Origin of the sequence: Streptomyces griseosporeus (assembly GCF_014656055.1) — a bacterium.
GTDB lineage: Bacteria > Actinomycetota > Actinomycetes > Streptomycetales > Streptomycetaceae > Streptomyces > Streptomyces griseosporeus.
In genome coordinates this window covers 419,337-435,735 of sequence record NZ_BNBR01000007.1, presented here as the reverse complement: position 1 = coordinate 435,735, position 16,399 = coordinate 419,337, and the positions used below count along the sequence as shown (strand labels likewise).

Here is a 16,399-nt window from a genome sequence, read left to right as displayed (position 1 = left end):
CTCAGCGCGGGATAAGCGACCGGTCAGTCCTCGCCGTGGGGCTTCGCCCGGTCCGGCGCGGCGGCCGGGCCGCCCGGCTTCGCCTTGGCTGTGATCTTCTCGACGCGCTCCCCCACACCCCACGCCGTGACCCGCCACAGGGCCTCGACGAGGATGTCGCGGCTCATCTTGGAGTCGCCGAGTTCGCGTTCGACGAAGGTGATGGGGACCTCGACGACGTGGTAGCCGGCCTTCACGGCGCGGCGGGCCAGGTCGACCTGGAAGCAGTAGCCCTGGGAGGCGACCTCGTCGAGGCCGAGGCCTTCCAGGGTCTCGCGGCGGAAGGCCCGGTAGCCGCCGGTGATGTCGCGCAGCGGCAGGTCGAGCGCGAGGCGTGAGTAGAGGCTGCCGCCGCGGGAGATGAACTCGCGGGACTTGGGCCAGTTCACCACCCGGCCGCCGGGCACCCAGCGGGAGCCGAGGACCAGGTCGGCGCCCTTGAGGGCGGTCAGCAGCCGGGGCAGCTCCTCGGGCTGGTGGGAGCCGTCGGCGTCCATCTCGACGAGGACGCCGTAGTCGCGCTCCAGGCCCCAGCGGAAGCCCGCGAGGTAGGCGGCGCCCAGCCCTTCCTTGCCCTTGCGGTGCAGGACGTGCACCTGCTCGTCGCCGGCGGCCAGCTCGTCCGCGAGCTTGCCCGTCCCGTCCGGGCTGTTGTCGTCGGCCACGAGAACGTGCGCCTCGGGAACGGCCTTGCGCACCCGGCCGACGATGCTCTTGATGTTCTCCGCCTCGTTGTAGGTCGGGATGATCACCAAGGCCGTGCCGAGCGGACCGAACTGCCTCCCCTGGGCCTTGGCCGCGAGGGTCCCGTCGCCGTCGTTCACTGCTGCCCCTTCATGTCCGTACGCAGAGGTCCACCATAGTGGGCGCGGCCTGCGATGACGTGACAGGACGTTCGTATGGTGGTGTCGAATCCAGAAGAGTGGGGTAAGAGGCCGTATTTGGGCTCGTATGTACGGACGGGTACCCAGGGGCTGACGGTGTGCGCGGCGGATGGGGGCCCGGCGCCCTTCGGGCCGGCCCGGGACCCGCTGGCTGCGGGTCGGCCGAGGCCGTTGTCTACTGAGCGCCCGGGCCCCACCCGGGTCACACCTCCCCGACCGGCCGGAACGTTCCCTCGCCGGCGCGGGCGCTGAGCCTGGCTCCCTGACCCAGCGGCGCTCGGTGAGTGCGGACGTTCCCCGGTCGGGCGTCCGGTGGTGGACCCGCCGAACCTACCGGCCCCGGACCGTCGCCTGTCAACAGCCGTTCGACCTGCGCCGGAGCCCGTAACCCGCAGGTCAGGGCGGGGGTGGCACAGGTCGTGCGAGTCCGGGTCACCACCCTCGTGGAGCGGTGCGCGGTCCCCGGATCACTCGCCCGGCCGTACGTACACCGTCCGCCCGCCGACCACGGTGCGCAGGCAGACCGGCAGGTCCTGGCCGGGGGTGAGGTCGGGCAGTCCGGGGGTGCCGGAGCGGGGGTCGGTGGACCAGCGGGCCACCCGGTCGTCGGGGGCCTGCACGACCAGCTCGCCGGTGCGCCACACGGCGTAGTCCGCGGGCGCGCCGGGCACCAGGACGCCCGCGTCGTCGCGTCCGGCCGCGCGCCAGCCGCCACGGGTGTGGGCCGTGAAGGCGGCACGGACGGAGACGCGGTGCTCGGGGGTGTGGTGGAAGGCGGCCGCCCGGACCGTGCCCCACGGGTCGAGCGGGGTGACGGGGCTGTCGGAGCCGAAGGCGAGCGGGACGCCCGCGCGCAGCAGCGCGGCGAAGGGGTTGAGGGTGCGGGCCCGCTCGACGCCGAGGCGCTGGGCGTACATGCCGTCCTCGCCGCCCCACAGCGCGTCGAAGGCGGGCTGCACGGAGGCGGTCAAGCCCAGCTCGGCGAAGGCCGCGATCGTCTCGGGGGTGAGCATCTCGGCGTGCTCGACGCGGTGCCGGGCGGCGCGGACGCGCGCGAGGCCGACCTTCTCGGCGGCGGCGCGCACGCCGTCCACGACGGCGGTGACGGCGGCGTCGCCGATGGCGTGGAAGCCCGCCTGGAGGCCGGCCTCGGTGCAGGCCACGACGTGCGCGGCGACCGCGTCGGCGTCGAGGTAGGCGGTGCCGCCGTGCGCGGCGTCGGCGTACGGCTCGTGCAGACAGGCCGTGTGGGAGCCGAGGGCGCCGTCCGCGAAGAGGTCGCCGGCGGCGCCGGCCGCGCCGAGTTCCCGCGCCCGGTCGACGTTCTGTTCCGCCCAGTAGCCGATGACGCGCGGGCCGGGCTCCTCGGCGGCGAGGGCGAGCAGGCCCGTGAAGTCGTCCTCGGAGGAGATCTCCGGGCCGCCGCACTCGTGGACCGTGCCGATGCCGAGGGAGGCGGCACGGGCGAGGGCGGCGCGCTGGGCCTCGGTGCGCTGCTGCGGGGTGACGGCGCCGTACGCGGCGGCCCGGGCGGCGTGGTGGGCGTCGGCGGTCAGCGGGCCGTCGGTGGCGCCCAGGCCGGGCACGAGGTCCAGCAGGGCCGTGGTGACGACCGCCGAGTGCACGTCGATGCGGGACAGGTACAGGGGCCGCCCGCCGGTGGCCTCGTCGAGTTCGGCGCGGGTCGGGGGGCGGCCGCCGGGCCAGCGGGAGGCGTCCCAGCCGTGACCGAGCAGGACCCGGTCGTGCGGGCGGGCGGCGGCGAAGGCGCGGACGGCGTCCAGGGCCGCCTCCAGGGTGGGGGCGCCGGACAGGTCGAGGCCGGTGAGCGCGAGGCCGGTGCCGGTGGTGTGGACGTGGGCGTCCGTGAACGCGGGGGTGACGAGGGCGCCGTCCAGGTCGATCACCTCGTCGACGCCGTCGGCGAAGGCGTCGGCGGCGCCTTCGGAGCCGACCCAGGCGACCTGGCCGCGTTCGACGACCATGGCCGTGGCGAAGGGGTCGGCGGGGCTGTGGACCTCCCCGCGGCGCAGGAGGACGGTCTTCGGCTGGGCGGTGCGCTCACTCATGGGCACCAGTGTCGCGCCTGGGGAGCGCGGGTCCGCAGCCAGGTCGGTCAGATCCGCGGCGGCCGTGCCTCGTACGGCGTCGACAGCACCACCGTGGTCCGGGTGGACACGCCGGCCAGCGAGCGCAGGCGGGCCAGCAGTTCCTCCAGTTCGTGCGGGGTGGCCACGCGGACCTTGAGGATGTAGTTCTCGTCGCCCGCGACGCTGTGGCAGGCCTCGATCTCCGGCACCCCGGCGAGCCGCTCGGCGATGTCGTCGGGGGCGCTCGGGTCGAAGGGCTTGACCGAGATGAAGGCGGTCAGCGGCAGCCCGACGGCCTCCGGGTCGACGACCGCGGCGTACCCGCGGATGACGCCGCGCTGCTCCAGCCGGCGCACCCGCTGGTGCACGGCCGACGTGGACAGGCCCGTGGCCTTGCCCAGGTCTGTGTAGCTCATCCGCCCGTCCTTGACGAGCAGCTGCACGATCTGACGGTCCAGCTCCTCCATGGCGCAGAACCTACAGTGCCGCTGATCTCCTCGGATACCTGTGGAGGCCGGGTCATCCCCGGTTCGTGACGCGGGCGGGAGCCGGCCGTGAGCCGATCGGGGGACCCGGCGGGGCGGGCAGGGGCCCCCTCGGCGGGCACCCACGGAGGGCGTGTGACCAACGCCACACCGTCCGGGCGGCCTCCGTGATGTTCCCGTGATTACCCCGGAGACCGGGCGGGAAGTGCTTGCTGTGGTCGAGGCCGCAGCGCCTTCACGGCCCAGCCCTAGGGGGAGAATCCATGCAGAGTCTTAAGCGCCCTGGTCGTTCCGTGTCCAAGAGGCAGCAGCCGGTCGTCGAGCCCGAGCCGGAGGGCGTCGAACCCGACGCCTACGAGGACGGGGACGACGACTTCGACGCGTACGACACCTTCGAGATGTACCGGGTGATCTGCCCGGACTGCGCGCAGCCCATCGCGCTGCTCGCGGACGAGGAGGTCCTGCCGGAGCACGCGCTGTGCGCCTCGCCGTGGAACCCGTTCGGGCTCACGGTGTGCGCCGGCACCGGCCGCCGCGCCTCCGACGCCCGGCCCGCGGACGAGACCGCGGAGCCCCAGGAGCAGGACACCGCGCTGCTGCTGACGCTGCCTCAGGGCCTCGACTGGCGGACGCAGCCCTTCTCGCACGTCGGCGGCCCGGGCTCGCGCCCGATGCGCGTGCCGGCGATGCGCCGCCACGCCGCCTGAGCCGCGCTCCGCGCGGCCGGCGCCTTCCCGGCCACCACCGCCTCGCGCACGCGTCCCGCACCACGGCACCCCGTGTCGCCGCTGTCCGTCCCGCGCCACGGCAGTCCTGTGCTGCCGTGGTGCGGGTCCGGTGCGCCCCGGGGCGGTTTGACGGCGCCTCAGCGCGCGCCGGTGTGCGACGGGGGCGCCCGCGAACTCAGGCGCGATTCCGCCGACCGGTGACCTGAACGCCCCGCGGCGCGTTGGCCTGGTATGACCCCCACCTATTCGGCGACCGGACATCAGCGTCTCGTCTTCGTCCCGGCACCCGCAGAATCGGTTCCCCGTGCACAGGCCCCGCGGCAGCTCCAGGACCCGCCCATCTACCGGGAGTTGCTGCGGGTGTGGGCCGACCGGGGTCGTACCCTGCCGGGGCGTCACGACCCGGAGTGGGTGCGCCTCGCGGCACCGCTGGTGCGGCCAGGGCAGTTCAGCGGGTTTCGGGTCCCACCAGATGGCGGGCGATGACCATGCGCTGGATCTGGTTGGTGCCCTCGACGATCTGGAGGACCTTGGCCTCGCGCATGTAGCGCTCGACGGGGAAGTCGGCGGTGTAGCCGTAGCCGCCGAGGACCTGGACGGCGTCGGTGGTGACCCGCATCGCCGTGTCGGTGCAGTGCAGTTTGGCCATGGCCGCCTCGGCGGAGAAGGGCTTGCCCGCGTCCTTCAGCCGTGCCGCCGCGAGGTACAGCGCGCGTCCCGCCGCGACCTGCGTCGCCATGTCGGCCAGCATGAACCGGATGCCCTGGAAGCCGGCGACGGGCCGGCCGAACTGCCGCCGCTCGGCCGCGTACGCCACCGCCTCGTCCAGCGCGGCCTGGGCCAGGCCGATCGCGCAGGCCGCGATGCCCAGCCGTCCGGCGTCGAGCGAGGACAGCGCGATGGCGAACCCCTGCCCCTCCTCGCCGATACGCCGGTCGTCCCCGACCGCCACCCGGTCGAAGTGGACCTGCGCGGTCGGCGAGCCCTTGAGGCCCATCTTCCTCTCCGGCGGGGCGGCGCTCAGGCCGGCGGCGTCGCCGGGCACCAGGAAGGCGGTGATCCCGCGCGGTCCCTCGCCGCCGGTGCGGGCCATGACCGTGTAGAAGTCGGCGATGCCGCCGTGCGTGGTCCAGGCCTTGGTGCCGCTGATCACCCAGCCCGCCCCGGCGTCGTCGCGGACGGCCCGGGTGCGCAGCGACGCGGCGTCCGAGCCGGAGGACGGCTCGGACAGGCAGTACGCGCCGAGCAGGCCCTGGCCGAGCATCCCGGGCAGGTGCTCGGCCCGCTGCTGCTTGGTGCCGTAGGCGGCGAGGGCGTGACAGGAGAGCGTGTGCACGCTGACGCCGAGCCCGACGGTGAGCCGGGCGGCGGCGAGTTCCTCCAGGACCTGGAGGTAGACCTCGTACGGCTGGTCGCCGCCGCCGTGCTCCGCCGGGTACGGCAGTCCGAGCAGCCCGGACTCCGACAGCAGGCGGAACAGCTCGCGCGGGAAGCGGCCGGCGTCCTCCTCGGCGGCCGCCGTCGGCGCGACCTCCCGGTGGGCGATGTCGCGGACGAGCGCGAGCAGGTCCCGGGCCTCGTCCGAGGGCAGGTGACGGTCCACCGGCATGGCGACCTCCTTGTCGGCTCCGGCCGCGAAAGCCTGCTGACCAGCGGCTGCGCTGGGAGTATGCCCCGGCGAGGGCGCGGCATCACGGGACGGCGGGGACCCTCGCCCTGCCGGCGCAGGCCCGGCCCCCGCCCCTACGCCTCCCGGCGCGCCGGTTCCGGGGCCGGGAGGGTCGGGGTCAGTTCCTCGATGGCGCGCAGGGTGCCGCCGAGCATCTTGACCAGCAGGTCGCGCATCGTGGCGCGGGAGAGTTCCGGGCGGTCGATCCAGTCGAGGGTTGCGCCCTCGACCGCGCACACCCAGGCGAGCAGGCCCATGCGGGCGGGCGGGGCGATGTCGGTGCGGCCGTAGGCGCCCTCGGCGATGGTCGCGACGATCGCCTCGCGGACCGAGTCGCGGATGGCGTGCACCTCGGTGTCGAAGCCGACACCGCCGCTGACGATGGTGCGGTAGGCGGCGTGGTTGTGCTCGGCGTAGCGCAGGTAGCCGTCGATCGTGCGGTGGACCCGGTCCACCTGTGGCAGTTCCACGCCGCTCGCCGCGAAGGCGACCAGGTCGGCCACGGAGTCCTGGACGATGGCCAGGTAGTAGCCCCGCTTGGACTGGAAGTAGTAGTAGATCAGCCCCTTGGCGACACCGGCCTGCCGGGCGATGTCGTCCATCGAGAGGGCGTCGTACGACGTGTCGGCGAACAGCCTCCGGCCGATCGCGAGGAGCTCGGCGCGGCGTGCCAGCGAACGCTCGGTGCCGCGGGCCCGGGGACGGGGAACGGCATCGTGCTGACGGCTGATATTCAATTTCGACCCTGGATTCCTACGGGCGGCGGGACCTCCGCAGTATGGCAGGTCGGTTATGTCTCAGGTCACAGCGGACCGGTGTGCGGGATCACACCAGTCCGAGCTGGGTGACGAGCATCGCCAGGACCACGACGAGGGTCCAGCCCAGGGCGTGTTCGAGGATCTTCGGTCCGTCCTCCTTCGGCCCTCCGGTGCGGGTGCGGGCGCGGGCGGCGGTGGCGGAGTGTGCGCTCATGGTGTCTCGCTCGGGATCGTGCGGGATCGTGCGGTCGGTCCTCCACCTTGCCACCGTCCGCGCCCGGGGCGGACCGAGATGTTGCTCACGTGGTCCGCGTCACCTCGGCCCGCACCGTGGCACGCGTCACCTCAGCGCACGCCGACCGCGGCGAGCGCCTTGCGCTGGAGCGGGCTGGGGTGCGCGGGGAAGTAGAGGTAGCAGACGCCGCCGGTGCCGGAGACGACCTTGCCGGAGGCGTTGTACCGCTTGGTGCGCAGCCAGATGTTCTCGAACTCCCGCCGCAGGTAGACGCGGCGCACCGCCTCGTCGCTCGGCGAGGCCGGGTCGTTGGCGATCACGTCGCCTTCGGCGGTGAAGCCGATCACCGTCATCAGGTGGCCGGAGGTGCCGTAACCCGCGCCGGTCAGCTCCGTCTTGAGGAAGGACTGCGACGTTATGGCCGGGATGCCCGCGGCGATCAGCGTCTCCAGGTCGGTGAGCGAGCCGAGCCGGGTCACCACGCCCTGGAGGCCGTCGAAGGTGGCGGCGTAGGCGGCGTTGAACGGCCAGTTGCCGCAGCCGGCGTACTGGTAGTCGTAGGTGTACCGGGCGGCGTGGCAGATCTGCGGGTCGGCGTAGGACGGGTCGACCCAGGACAGCTGTTCCTCGGTGAGCCGGCCGCCCCAGTACTCGATGATCATCTGCGAGGAGGTGGGGCTGCACCAGGCCTCGCCGCCGTTGTCGTACTCGGGGTACTGGCCCTTGTGGATCTCCTGCGAGTAGCGCGGGACGGTCAGTTCGCGGGCGAGGCCGGGCGTGGAGGCGGGGACGGTGAAGCGGTCGGGGACGTCGGAGCCCATCGCGCCGACGCGCCACACCTTCGGGGTGGTGCCGGAGCCGGGGCGGCGGTAGAGGGTCAGGCGCAGGCGGTAGGAGACCAGGCGCAGTCCGGAGGCGGGCTCGTCGACGGCGAAGGTGTCCGTCCAGATGCTGCTCTTGCCGTCGCTCTGGTCGTCGACGGAGGTGCGGCGGATGTCCTCGTCGCCGGCGGCCCAGCGGCCCATCACGTACCAGGGCGTGTCGGTGCCGTCGGAATAGGTGCCCTGGAGTTCGGTCTGGAGCCAGGTGCCGGCCGGGGTGTGCGCGTTCCAGGAGGCGATGACCTCGGTGGCGGGCACGGACAGCCGGTGGACCGGCGAGGTCCAGGTGGCGTACTCCCAGGTGGCGGTGCGGCCGGTGTGCGGGTCGGTGTAGTCGGTGGTGCCGGCGGCCGTGCCGATCACGAGGCCGGGCCGGGCGCCGGCGACGGCGCGGGTGCCGTGGGCGGTGCCGCCGCGCCAGTCGGTGTAGGTCGTCCAGGCACGGTTGTCGACCGGCCGGGCCGCGGCCGCCTTGTCACGGTCCTCGACGGCGGCGGCGGTGCCGGCCATGGCCGGGACCGCTCCGCCGGCCACCGCGGCGGCGATCGCCGCGGTCAGAAGGGTTCTGCGGGACGGCTGTTCGGCTCTGCTCATCGGCGGGAAACCCCCAGGTGTCCGGGTCGGGGCACATCCAGTGGACGGTCATGTCCGCGTGCGTGCGCCAACTATGGCGGGCCAAGGGCCCCGCTGCCAGCACTTCGGGGCATGCCGGGCGCACCAATATTGGTCTCCACCACTGGCGTGACCTGGGCGGCGGCGCCGCACCGGAGGCGTCGCCCGACCGCCGTAGACTCGGCGCGGCCCTGTCGGACGCACCCTGGGGGACGACCATCGAACGCCTCGCCGCCCTCCTGCGCGGCCTGCCACCGTCCTGCGGGCCGGTCCGCCTGGTCGCCGTCGACGGGCACGCCGGGTCCGGGAAGTCGACGTTCGCCGGGCGGCTGGCCGAGGCCCTCGGCGGCGCTCCGGTGCTGCGCCTCGACGACATCGCCAGCCACGAGGAGCTGTTCGGCTGGACCGGGCGGCTGCGGGAACAGGTGATCGAGCCGCTGTCGCGCGGGGAGAGCGCGCACTACGCGCCCTACGACTGGCGGGCCCGCCGGTTCGGGGCGCCGCGCCCCCTGCCGGCCGCCCCCGTCGTACTGATCGAGGGCGTGGGCGCCGGCCGCCGAGCGCTGCGCCCCCTCCTCGCGCGTCTGCTGTGGATGGAGCTGCCTGCCGAGGTGTCCTGGGCGCGGGGACGCGCGCGGGACGGGGCGGAACAGCGGGAGTTCTGGGACGGATGGGTCCGTGCCGAGCGGGAGCACTTCGCGGCGGACCCTTCACGACCGTACGCGCATCTGCTGGTGCGACAGGTGACACAGGGGTACGAGATGCTCCCGGGGCCCGCCGCGGAGGACCCGGACCTCACCCACGGTGACGGACCCGCCGCAGTGTGATGAAGTGGTGAAGACCCTTGCGCGGGAAACACCAGGAGGTCCTCAACTCGGCTTGACCCAGGGCCCGTACAGGACTTACGTTCTCAATGTGCGGCAATCGAAGCCGCCGACAGACGCGAAGCCCCCGGTTGTTCCCCCGTGATCGGGGGCTTCGTTCTGTCCGCACACCGTCCCGCGCCCCTCTTCGCGGACGCTGCGTGACGTCGCCCGCTCACCCACGGTCACCACCGCGTGTGCGCCCCCGTCCGCTCCCACCTCGCCGAACGCACCCCACGCACCCTTCGGCGGCACTGTTCCCGCGGGTACGATGCCCTCGGTGCGACCTACGGACGGCTGTCACGCGCACCTTGCAACTCCGTTCCGCGGCACAGCGGTTCGACGAAGGAAGCCGACGGGCGACGGCCGGACGGCACACCGACGGGGGCACGGTCTGTGGGGGACGTGATGGACTTCGGCATGCAGGGCCCCGACGGCCCGGCCGACCTCGCCTGGCTGCGAGGCGTGGACGCCTACACCATGGGCGCCTATCCGCAGGCGGAGGAGGAGTTCCGGGCGGCGGTGCGGATCGACTCGGGGATGGCCGACGCCTGGCTCGGGCTGCACGCGCTGCGCGTGGACACGACGACGGCGCTGCTGCGGATGTACCGCCACCGCGACCGCTTCGGCGAGCAGCGTACCCGGCACCGCCGCACCCTCAACTCCTGGTACTGGCTGGGCTGGTGGGTGCAGCCGGTGCTGGAGAGCCCCCGTGACCTGCTGCTCGCGCACGCCTCCCACTGGCTCGACGGCCGGCACGTCCCCGAACTGGACCGGGCCCTCGCCGGGCTGCCGCCGGTCGACACCGACCAGCAGGTCCGCTTCCTGCACGCCTGCCGCGCCTATCTGGTCAAGGACTGGGAGCAGCTGGTCCGGCACACCGACCCGCTGATCGACGATCCGCTGCTGGGCATCGAGGCCGGGCTGTTCGGCGGCATGGCCCGGGTCCGGCTGGAGATGTACGGGCAGGCCGAGCCGCTGCTGTCGGCCGCGCTGATGCGCTGCCGCAGCGAGCAGCCGCAGCGCAAGGAGCTGCGCTACTGGCTGGCCCGGGCGCACGAGGGCACCGGCCGCTCCGCCGCCGCGCTGCCGCTGTACCGGGCGGTGCACCGCGTGGACCCGGCCTTCATGGACACCGCGGCCCGCCTCGCGGCGATCGCCGAGGGCGACGGGTACGACGACCCGGCCGACCTCGCGGGGATCGTGCTCGCCGGGGCGGGCGGGGACGGGCTGGACGGACCCGACGGCCTGGACCCGCTGTACGACACCGAGGGCCGCGACCTGAAGGTGTCCGACCCGGAGCCACCCGCCGGTCCGCTGCCCTCGGCGGCCGATCCCGCGGTGCGCGAGAAGACCGCCGTCGCGCCGGTCACGCTGCCCGCGGGGCCGACCGACCCGGGCTTACTGGAGGAGGCGCTCGCCGAGCTGGAGCGCATGGTGGGGCTGGAGCCGGTCAAACGCCAGGTGAAGGCGTTGTCGGCGCAGCTGAACATGGCCCGGCTGCGCGCCGGGCAGGGGCTGCCGGTGCAGCCGCCGAAACGGCACTTCGTCTTCTCCGGCCCCTCCGGCACCGGCAAGACCACCGTCGCCCGTATCCTCGGCCGGGTCTTCTACGCCCTCGGCTTGCTCGGCGGCGACCATCTCGTGGAGGCGCAGCGGGCCGACCTGGTCGGCGAGTACCTCGGGCAGACCGCCGTGAAGGCCAACGAGCTCATCGACTCCGCGCTCGGCGGGGTCCTCTTCGTCGACGAGGCCTACTCGCTGTCCAACTCGGGCTACGGCAAGGGGGACGCGTACGGCGACGAGGCGCTGCAGGTGCTGCTGAAGCGGGCCGAGGACAACCGCGACCACCTGGTGGTGATCCTGGCCGGCTACCCGGAGGGCATGGACCGGCTGCTCGCCGCCAACCCCGGACTGTCCTCCCGGTTCACCACCCGCGTCGACTTCCCCTCCTACCGGCCGCTGGAACTCACCGAGATCGGCAAGGTGCTCGCCGCGGAGAACGGCGACCAGTGGGACGAGGAGGCCCTGGACGAGCTTCGGTCGATCGCCGGGCACGTCGTGGACCAGGGCTGGATCGACGAGCTGGGCAACGGGCGGTTCCTGCGGACGCTGTACGAGAAGAGCTGCGCCTACCGCGACCTGCGGCTGTCAGCGTACCCGGGCCCGCTGTCCCGGGAGGACCTGGCGACCCTGCGGCTGCCGGACCTGATGCAGGCGTACGGAGAGGTGCTGAGCGGGCGGGGGCCGCAGGATCCGCTGGCCTAGCGGGTGCGGATCGCGCGGCCCCCGCATCCGGTCAGGAGGCCAGCACCTGCTCCTGTTCCTCCCGCGACTCGCGGTGCGCCGGGTCGCGCACCTCGCCCACCAGGAGTTCCAGTACGTCCTCCAGCGCGGCCAGGCCCAGCACCCTGCCGCTCGCGTCGGCGACCTGGGCCAGGTGGGTGGCCGCGCGGCGCATGACCGTGAGGGCGTCGTCGAGGGGCAGCTCGGCGCGCAGGGTGGTCATGGGGCGCCAGATGTGCTGGGGCACCGCGCGCTCGGAGTCCTCCAGGTCGAGGACGTCCTTCACATGCAGGTAGCCCATGAAGGCGCCGGACTCCGTGGCGATGGGGAAGCGGGAGTAGCCGGTGCGGGCGGTGAGGTCGACGATCTGGCCCGGGGTGACCGAGGGCCTGACCGTGATCAGGTCCTCCCGCTTCAGCAGGACGTCCGTCACCGGGCGGGAGCCCAGCTCCAGTGCGTCCTCCAGCCGCTCCTGCTCCTCGGGGTCGAGGAAGCCGGCCTGGCCGGAGTCCTCCAGCAGGCGGTTGAGCTGCTCGCTGGTGACGACGGCCTCGACCTCGTCCTTCGGCTCGACCCGGAACAGCCTGAGGATGGCCTGGGCGCACGCGCCGAGGGACACCGTGATCGGCTTGCACAGGCGGGCGAACCACACCAGCCCGGGGCTCAGCCACAGCGCGGCCTTCTCCGGGGCGGCCATGGCGAGGTTCTTCGGGACCATCTCGCCGATGACGAGGTGGAAGAAGACGACCGCCGCGAGGGCGATGACATAGCCGAGCGGGTGGATCATGCCGTGCGGCAGGTGGATCCACTCGAAGACCGGCTCCAGCAGATGGGCGACGGTCGGTTCGGCGACCGCGCCCAGGGTCAGCGAGCAGACGGTGATGCCGAACTGGGCGGCGGCCATCATCTGCGGCAGCCGCTCCAGTCCGTACAGCACCTGCCGGGCCCGGGCGGTGCCCAGCGGCTCGATCTGGCTGCGGCGGACGGAGACCAGCGCGAACTCGGCGCCGACGAAGAAGCCGTTGGCGAGGACGAGCAGCGCGGCGAAGACGAGCTGGAGGACGGTCATCGGGCGGCCTCCATCACGTTCACGACCGGCGTCGTGCGCACCAGGCGGACCCGCTCGGCGCGGTAGTGGCCGACCTGGCGCACGGAGAGCCGCCAGCCGGGCAGCTCGGCCCGGTCGCCGGGGGCGGGGATCCGGCCGAGCAGGTCGGCGACGAGGCCGGCGACCGTCTCGTACGGCCCCTCGGGCACGACGAGGCCTATGCGCTGCAGGCCGTCGACGCGGACCCCGCCGTCGACGTCCCAGGCGGGCCGGCCGTCCTCCGGCGGGGCCGGGGCCAGCTCGGGCAGGTCCTGCCCGTCGTGCTCGTCGCGGACCTCGCCGACGAGTTCCTCGACGATGTCCTCCAGGGTGACCACGCCCGCCGTGCCGCCGTACTCGTCGACGACGACGGCGATGGGCTGCTCGCTGCGCAGTCGGGCCAGCAGCGGCTTCACCGGCAGGGTCTCGGGCACGAGCAGCGCGGGGCGGGCGATCCGCCCGACGGGGGTGCGCAGCCGGTCGTGGACCGGGACGGCCAGGGCGTCCTTGAGGTGCGCCATGCCGACGATCTCGTCGATCTTCTCCCGGTAGACGGGGAAGCGGGACAGGCCGGTGGCGCGGGTCAGGTTGACGACGTCCTCGGCGGTGGCCGACGACTGCAGGGCGCTGACCTTCACGCGCGGGGTCATCACGTGCTGCGCGGTGAGCTCGCCCAGCGACAGGGTCCGTACGAACAGGTCGGCGGTGTCCTGCTCCAGCGCGCCGGCCTGCGCGGAGTGCCGGGCCAGCGAGACCAGCTCGCCGGGGGTGCGGGCGGAGGCCAGCTCGTCGGTCGGCTCGACGCCGAGCGCCCGCACGAGGCGGTTGGCGACGGCGTTGAGCGCGGCGATGACCGGCCGGAACAGACGGGAGAAGACGTGCTGGGGGCCGGCGACGAAGCGCGCGACCTGGAGCGGCTTGGAGACCGCCCAGTTCTTCGGCACCAGCTCGCCGATCACCATCTGCACGGCGGAGGCCAGCAGCATGCCGACGACCACGGCGACCCCGCCGACGGCACCCTGGGGGATGCCGATCGCGGTGAACGGGCCGTGCAGCAGCTGGGCGAGGGCCGGTTCGGCGAGCATGCCGACGACCAGGGAGGTGATGGTGATGCCGAGCTGGGTGCCGGACAGCTGGAAGGACAGGTGCTTCAGCGACTCCACGACCGTACGGGCGCGGGTGTCGCCCTCGGCGGCGGCCTTCTCGGCCTCCGGGCGCTCGACCGTGACGAGGCCGAACTCGGCGGCGACGAAGAAGCCGTTGGCGAGGATGAGCAGGAACGCGGCTGCCAGGAGCAGCAGGGGGATGGTCATGATGCCGCCGCCTCCGCGTGCGCGCGGACCGGGTCCGCGGTATGTCGGGAGGGGGCGGCGCAGGTACTACAGGACGATCCGTCCATCGCCGGAGAGGGTCACTCCTCGGGTAGCAGGAACCCCCGGGCGCCGGGCGGCGCTCAGGGGCGGAGGCGCAGCGAAAAACGTCTCCGCCCCCAGATTAATCAAGACAGGGGCGACTGCGGCAGGGTGGACGTCCCCGAGTGGGCCCCGAGTCACCCCTGAGCCGCCCCTGATGCGGGTCGGTCAGCCCTGGCCGGGCTCCTGGACCGTGCGGGCCTCGACGAGCGCGCTCAGGGTGCGGGCGTCGGCGACGGCCCGCTCCTTGTTGATGCCGGGCTGGATGCCGAGCGCGGGCAGGCTGGTGCCGTCGCTGAGGTTGAGGAAGACCCAGGGGTCGCCGACCCGCAGGTTCACCTTGAGGATCTCCGCCCACTCCAGCCGGCGGGTGCCGGCGAAGTTGACGACGGTCACCCCGGACTCCTCGGCGACGACCTTGGGCCGGGACAGCCACAGCAGCACGCCGGCGATCAGCGCGCCGGTGAAGACGAAACTGAGCTTCTCCCCCGGGCCGAGCTGCTCCAGGAGCAGCCCGACCGTCGAGATCACCACGAAGATCACCGCGGCGGCGGTGAGCAGCACCACGCGGGTGCGGGCCGGCCGGAAGGTGACGGGGAGGTCGGGCAGGGGCGGGAGGTCGGACATGTGGGGCCTCTTAGAGACGGCAGGCGTGGATGGCCGTGGTCAGGATGGCCCGCGCGCCGATCGCGTACAGGTCGTCCATGATCCGCTGGGCCTCCTTGGCCGGGACCATGGCGCGCACGGCGACCCAGCCCTCGTTGTGCAGCGGGGAGACGGTCGGCGACTCCAGGCCGGGGGTGAGGGCGACGGCCTTCTCCAGCTGCTCGACACGGCAGTCGTAGTCCATCATCACGTACGTCCGGGCCACGAGGACGCCCTGCAGGCGGCGCAGGAACTGCTGCACCTTGGGCTCCTCGGCGTCCGCGCCGGTACGGCGGATGACGAGGGCCTCGGACTTCATGATCGGCTCGCCGAAGACCTCCAGGCCGGCGTTGCGCAGCGAGGTGCCGGTCTCGACGACGTCGGCGATGGCGTCGGCGACGCCCAGCTCGATGGCGGTCTCGACGGCGCCGTCGAGGTGGACGACGGAGGCGTCGATGCCCTGCTCGGCCAGGTGCTGGGTGACGATCCCCTCGTAGGAGGTGGCGATCGTGCGGCCCTTGAGGTCGGCGACGCCGCCGGCGGTGCCGGGCTTGGCGGCGAAGCGGAAGGTGGAGCGGGCGAAGCCCAGCGGGAGGATCTCCTCGGCGTCGGCGCCGGAGTCGATCAGCAGGTCGCGTCCGGTGATGCCGATGTCGAGCTTGCCGGAGGAGACGTAGATCGCGATGTCGCGGGGGCGGAGGTAGAAGAACTCGACCTCGTTCTCCGGGTCGACGATCCGCAGTTCCTTGGACTCGCGGCGCTGCTGGTAGCCGGCCTCATGCAGCATCTCCGCCGCAGGGCCTGAGAGGGAACCCTTGTTGGGGACGGCGATGCGCAGCATGAGGTCGGCTTCCTTTGTGTGAAGGGGAGTGTGGTTACGGCTTCTTACGGCTTCGCGGGCGGGCGGATCACAGGTGGGCGTAGACGTCGTCCAGGGAGATCCCGCGGGCGACCATCATCACCTGGACGTGGTACAGCAGCTGCGAGATCTCCTCGGCGGCCGCCTCCTTGCCCTCGTACTCGGCGGCCATCCAGACCTCGGCGGCCTCCTCGACGACCTTCTTGCCGATGGCATGGACGCCCTTGCCCACCAGTTCGGCGGTGCGGGAAGTGGCGGGATCGCCGGTGGCGGCCTTGTGCTGGAGCTCGGTGAAGAGCTCCTCGAACGTCTTCTTGGACATGGTGGTCCTAACCCTACGCGGTGCGGGCCACTCCTCAGTGCCAGGGTTCGGATACTGAGCGGAGCGTCGTCGCGGTCGCCACCGCAGCGGTCACCGCCTCGTGCCCCTTGTCCTCGCTGGAGCCCTCAAGCCCGGCCCGGTCCAGGGCCTGCTGCTCGTCGTCACAGGTGAGGACGCCGAAGCCGACGGGGACGCCGGTCTCGACGGAGACCTGGGTCAGACCCTGGGTGACGCCCTGGCACACGTAGTCGAAGTGCGGGGTGCCGCCGCGGATGACGACGCCGAGGGCGACGACCGCGTCGTACCCGCGCTTGGCCATGACCTTGGCGGCCACCGGCAGTTCCCAGCTGCCGGGGACGCGCAGCAGGGTCGGCTCGTCGATGCCCATCTCGTGCAGGGCGCGCAGGGCGCCGTCCACCAGGCCGTCCATCACCTTTTCGTGCCACTGTGCCGCGATGACGGCGACCCGCAGGTCGCCCGCGTTGCGTACGGACAGTTCCGGTGCGCCCTTGCCGCTCACGTCGTGTCTCTCCTTGCCGTGTCT

Annotated in this window: 16 protein-coding genes; 3 read left to right on the top strand and 13 right to left on the bottom strand. The window is 73.1% G+C overall.

Translation table 11 applies throughout. The annotated features are described in order from the left end of the window. Positions 1–23 precede the first annotated feature (23 nt). From IE308_RS31200 to IE308_RS31190, 3 genes are all read right to left on the bottom strand, one after another. Positions 24–863, bottom strand: a complete 840-nt coding sequence (locus IE308_RS31200; RefSeq protein WP_110626845.1) for a polyprenol monophosphomannose synthase — start codon at positions 861–863, stop codon at positions 24–26. A gap of 527 nt (positions 864–1,390) precedes the next feature. Further along, positions 1,391–2,992, bottom strand: coding sequence for an amidohydrolase (locus tag IE308_RS31195; RefSeq protein ID WP_190220453.1), 1,602 nt, complete (start codon positions 2,990–2,992; stop codon positions 1,391–1,393). Positions 2,993–3,039: 47 nt separating this feature from the next. Further along, positions 3,040–3,480, bottom strand: coding sequence for an Lrp/AsnC family transcriptional regulator (locus IE308_RS31190; protein WP_110626847.1), 441 nt, complete (start codon positions 3,478–3,480; stop codon positions 3,040–3,042). A 281-nt stretch (positions 3,481–3,761) separates the two neighbouring features. Here IE308_RS31190 and IE308_RS31185 point away from each other — a divergent pair, with 281 nt between their 5' ends. Then, a complete protein-coding gene (locus IE308_RS31185) occupies positions 3,762–4,205 on the top strand; it encodes a hypothetical protein (RefSeq protein WP_190220452.1) in 444 nt (147 codons plus the stop codon). Between the two features lie 469 nt (positions 4,206–4,674). Here the strand turns inward: IE308_RS31185 and IE308_RS31180 are convergent, their stop codons facing one another. The 4 genes from IE308_RS31180 to IE308_RS31165 form a co-directional block, all read right to left on the bottom strand. Then, positions 4,675–5,835 (bottom strand): acyl-CoA dehydrogenase family protein, encoded by a 1,161-nt coding sequence (locus IE308_RS31180; protein ID WP_190220451.1) that lies wholly within the window; start codon positions 5,833–5,835, stop codon positions 4,675–4,677. 134 nt (positions 5,836–5,969) lie between these two features. Then, on the bottom strand, positions 5,970–6,632 hold the full coding sequence (locus tag IE308_RS31175) for a TetR/AcrR family transcriptional regulator (RefSeq protein ID WP_110626851.1): 663 nt from the start codon (positions 6,630–6,632) through the stop codon (positions 5,970–5,972). An 88-nt stretch (positions 6,633–6,720) separates the two neighbouring features. Further along, the gene (locus IE308_RS31170) at positions 6,721–6,867 is read right to left on the bottom strand and encodes an SCO1431 family membrane protein (protein WP_190220450.1); all 147 of its coding nucleotides are present in this window, start codon (positions 6,865–6,867) and stop codon (positions 6,721–6,723) included. Positions 6,868–6,998: 131 nt separating this feature from the next. Continuing rightward, positions 6,999–8,363, bottom strand: coding sequence for a C39 family peptidase (locus IE308_RS31165; RefSeq protein ID WP_190220449.1), 1,365 nt, complete (start codon positions 8,361–8,363; stop codon positions 6,999–7,001). 209 nt (positions 8,364–8,572) lie between these two features. On the opposite strand from IE308_RS31165, the gene IE308_RS31160 reads away from it, so the two are divergent. Together IE308_RS31160 and IE308_RS31155 are read left to right on the top strand one after the other, a co-directional pair. Next, complete coding sequence (locus IE308_RS31160) at positions 8,573–9,208, top strand: uridine kinase family protein (RefSeq protein WP_190220506.1); 636 nt, start codon at positions 8,573–8,575, stop codon at positions 9,206–9,208. 444 nt (positions 9,209–9,652) lie between these two features. Then, positions 9,653–11,512, top strand: a complete 1,860-nt coding sequence (locus IE308_RS31155; RefSeq protein ID WP_190220448.1) for an AAA family ATPase — start codon at positions 9,653–9,655, stop codon at positions 11,510–11,512. A gap of 31 nt (positions 11,513–11,543) precedes the next feature. On the opposite strand, the gene IE308_RS31150 is transcribed toward IE308_RS31155, so the two are convergent. The 6 genes from IE308_RS31150 to ribH form a co-directional block, all read right to left on the bottom strand. Beyond that, the gene (locus IE308_RS31150) at positions 11,544–12,599 is read right to left on the bottom strand and encodes a hemolysin family protein (protein WP_110626855.1); all 1,056 of its coding nucleotides are present in this window, start codon (positions 12,597–12,599) and stop codon (positions 11,544–11,546) included. Further along, a complete protein-coding gene (locus tag IE308_RS31145) occupies positions 12,596–13,930 on the bottom strand; it encodes a hemolysin family protein (RefSeq protein ID WP_190220447.1) in 1,335 nt (444 codons plus the stop codon). The genes IE308_RS31150 and IE308_RS31145 overlap by 4 nt, the downstream gene beginning before the upstream one ends. A 267-nt stretch (positions 13,931–14,197) precedes the next feature. After that, positions 14,198–14,656 (bottom strand): PH domain-containing protein, encoded by a 459-nt coding sequence (locus tag IE308_RS31140; protein ID WP_110626857.1) that lies wholly within the window; start codon positions 14,654–14,656, stop codon positions 14,198–14,200. A gap of 10 nt (positions 14,657–14,666) precedes the next feature. Next, positions 14,667–15,515, bottom strand: a complete 849-nt coding sequence (hisG, locus tag IE308_RS31135) for an ATP phosphoribosyltransferase (RefSeq protein WP_110626858.1) — start codon at positions 15,513–15,515, stop codon at positions 14,667–14,669. A gap of 67 nt (positions 15,516–15,582) precedes the next feature. After that, positions 15,583–15,855: a phosphoribosyl-ATP diphosphatase gene (locus IE308_RS31130; RefSeq protein ID WP_026249121.1), complete on the bottom strand. Its 273-nt coding sequence runs from the start codon at positions 15,853–15,855 to the stop codon at positions 15,583–15,585. 34 nt (positions 15,856–15,889) lie between these two features. Then, positions 15,890–16,375: a 6,7-dimethyl-8-ribityllumazine synthase gene (gene ribH, locus IE308_RS31125; protein WP_110626859.1), complete on the bottom strand. Its 486-nt coding sequence runs from the start codon at positions 16,373–16,375 to the stop codon at positions 15,890–15,892. Positions 16,376–16,399: the final 24 nt, after the last annotated feature.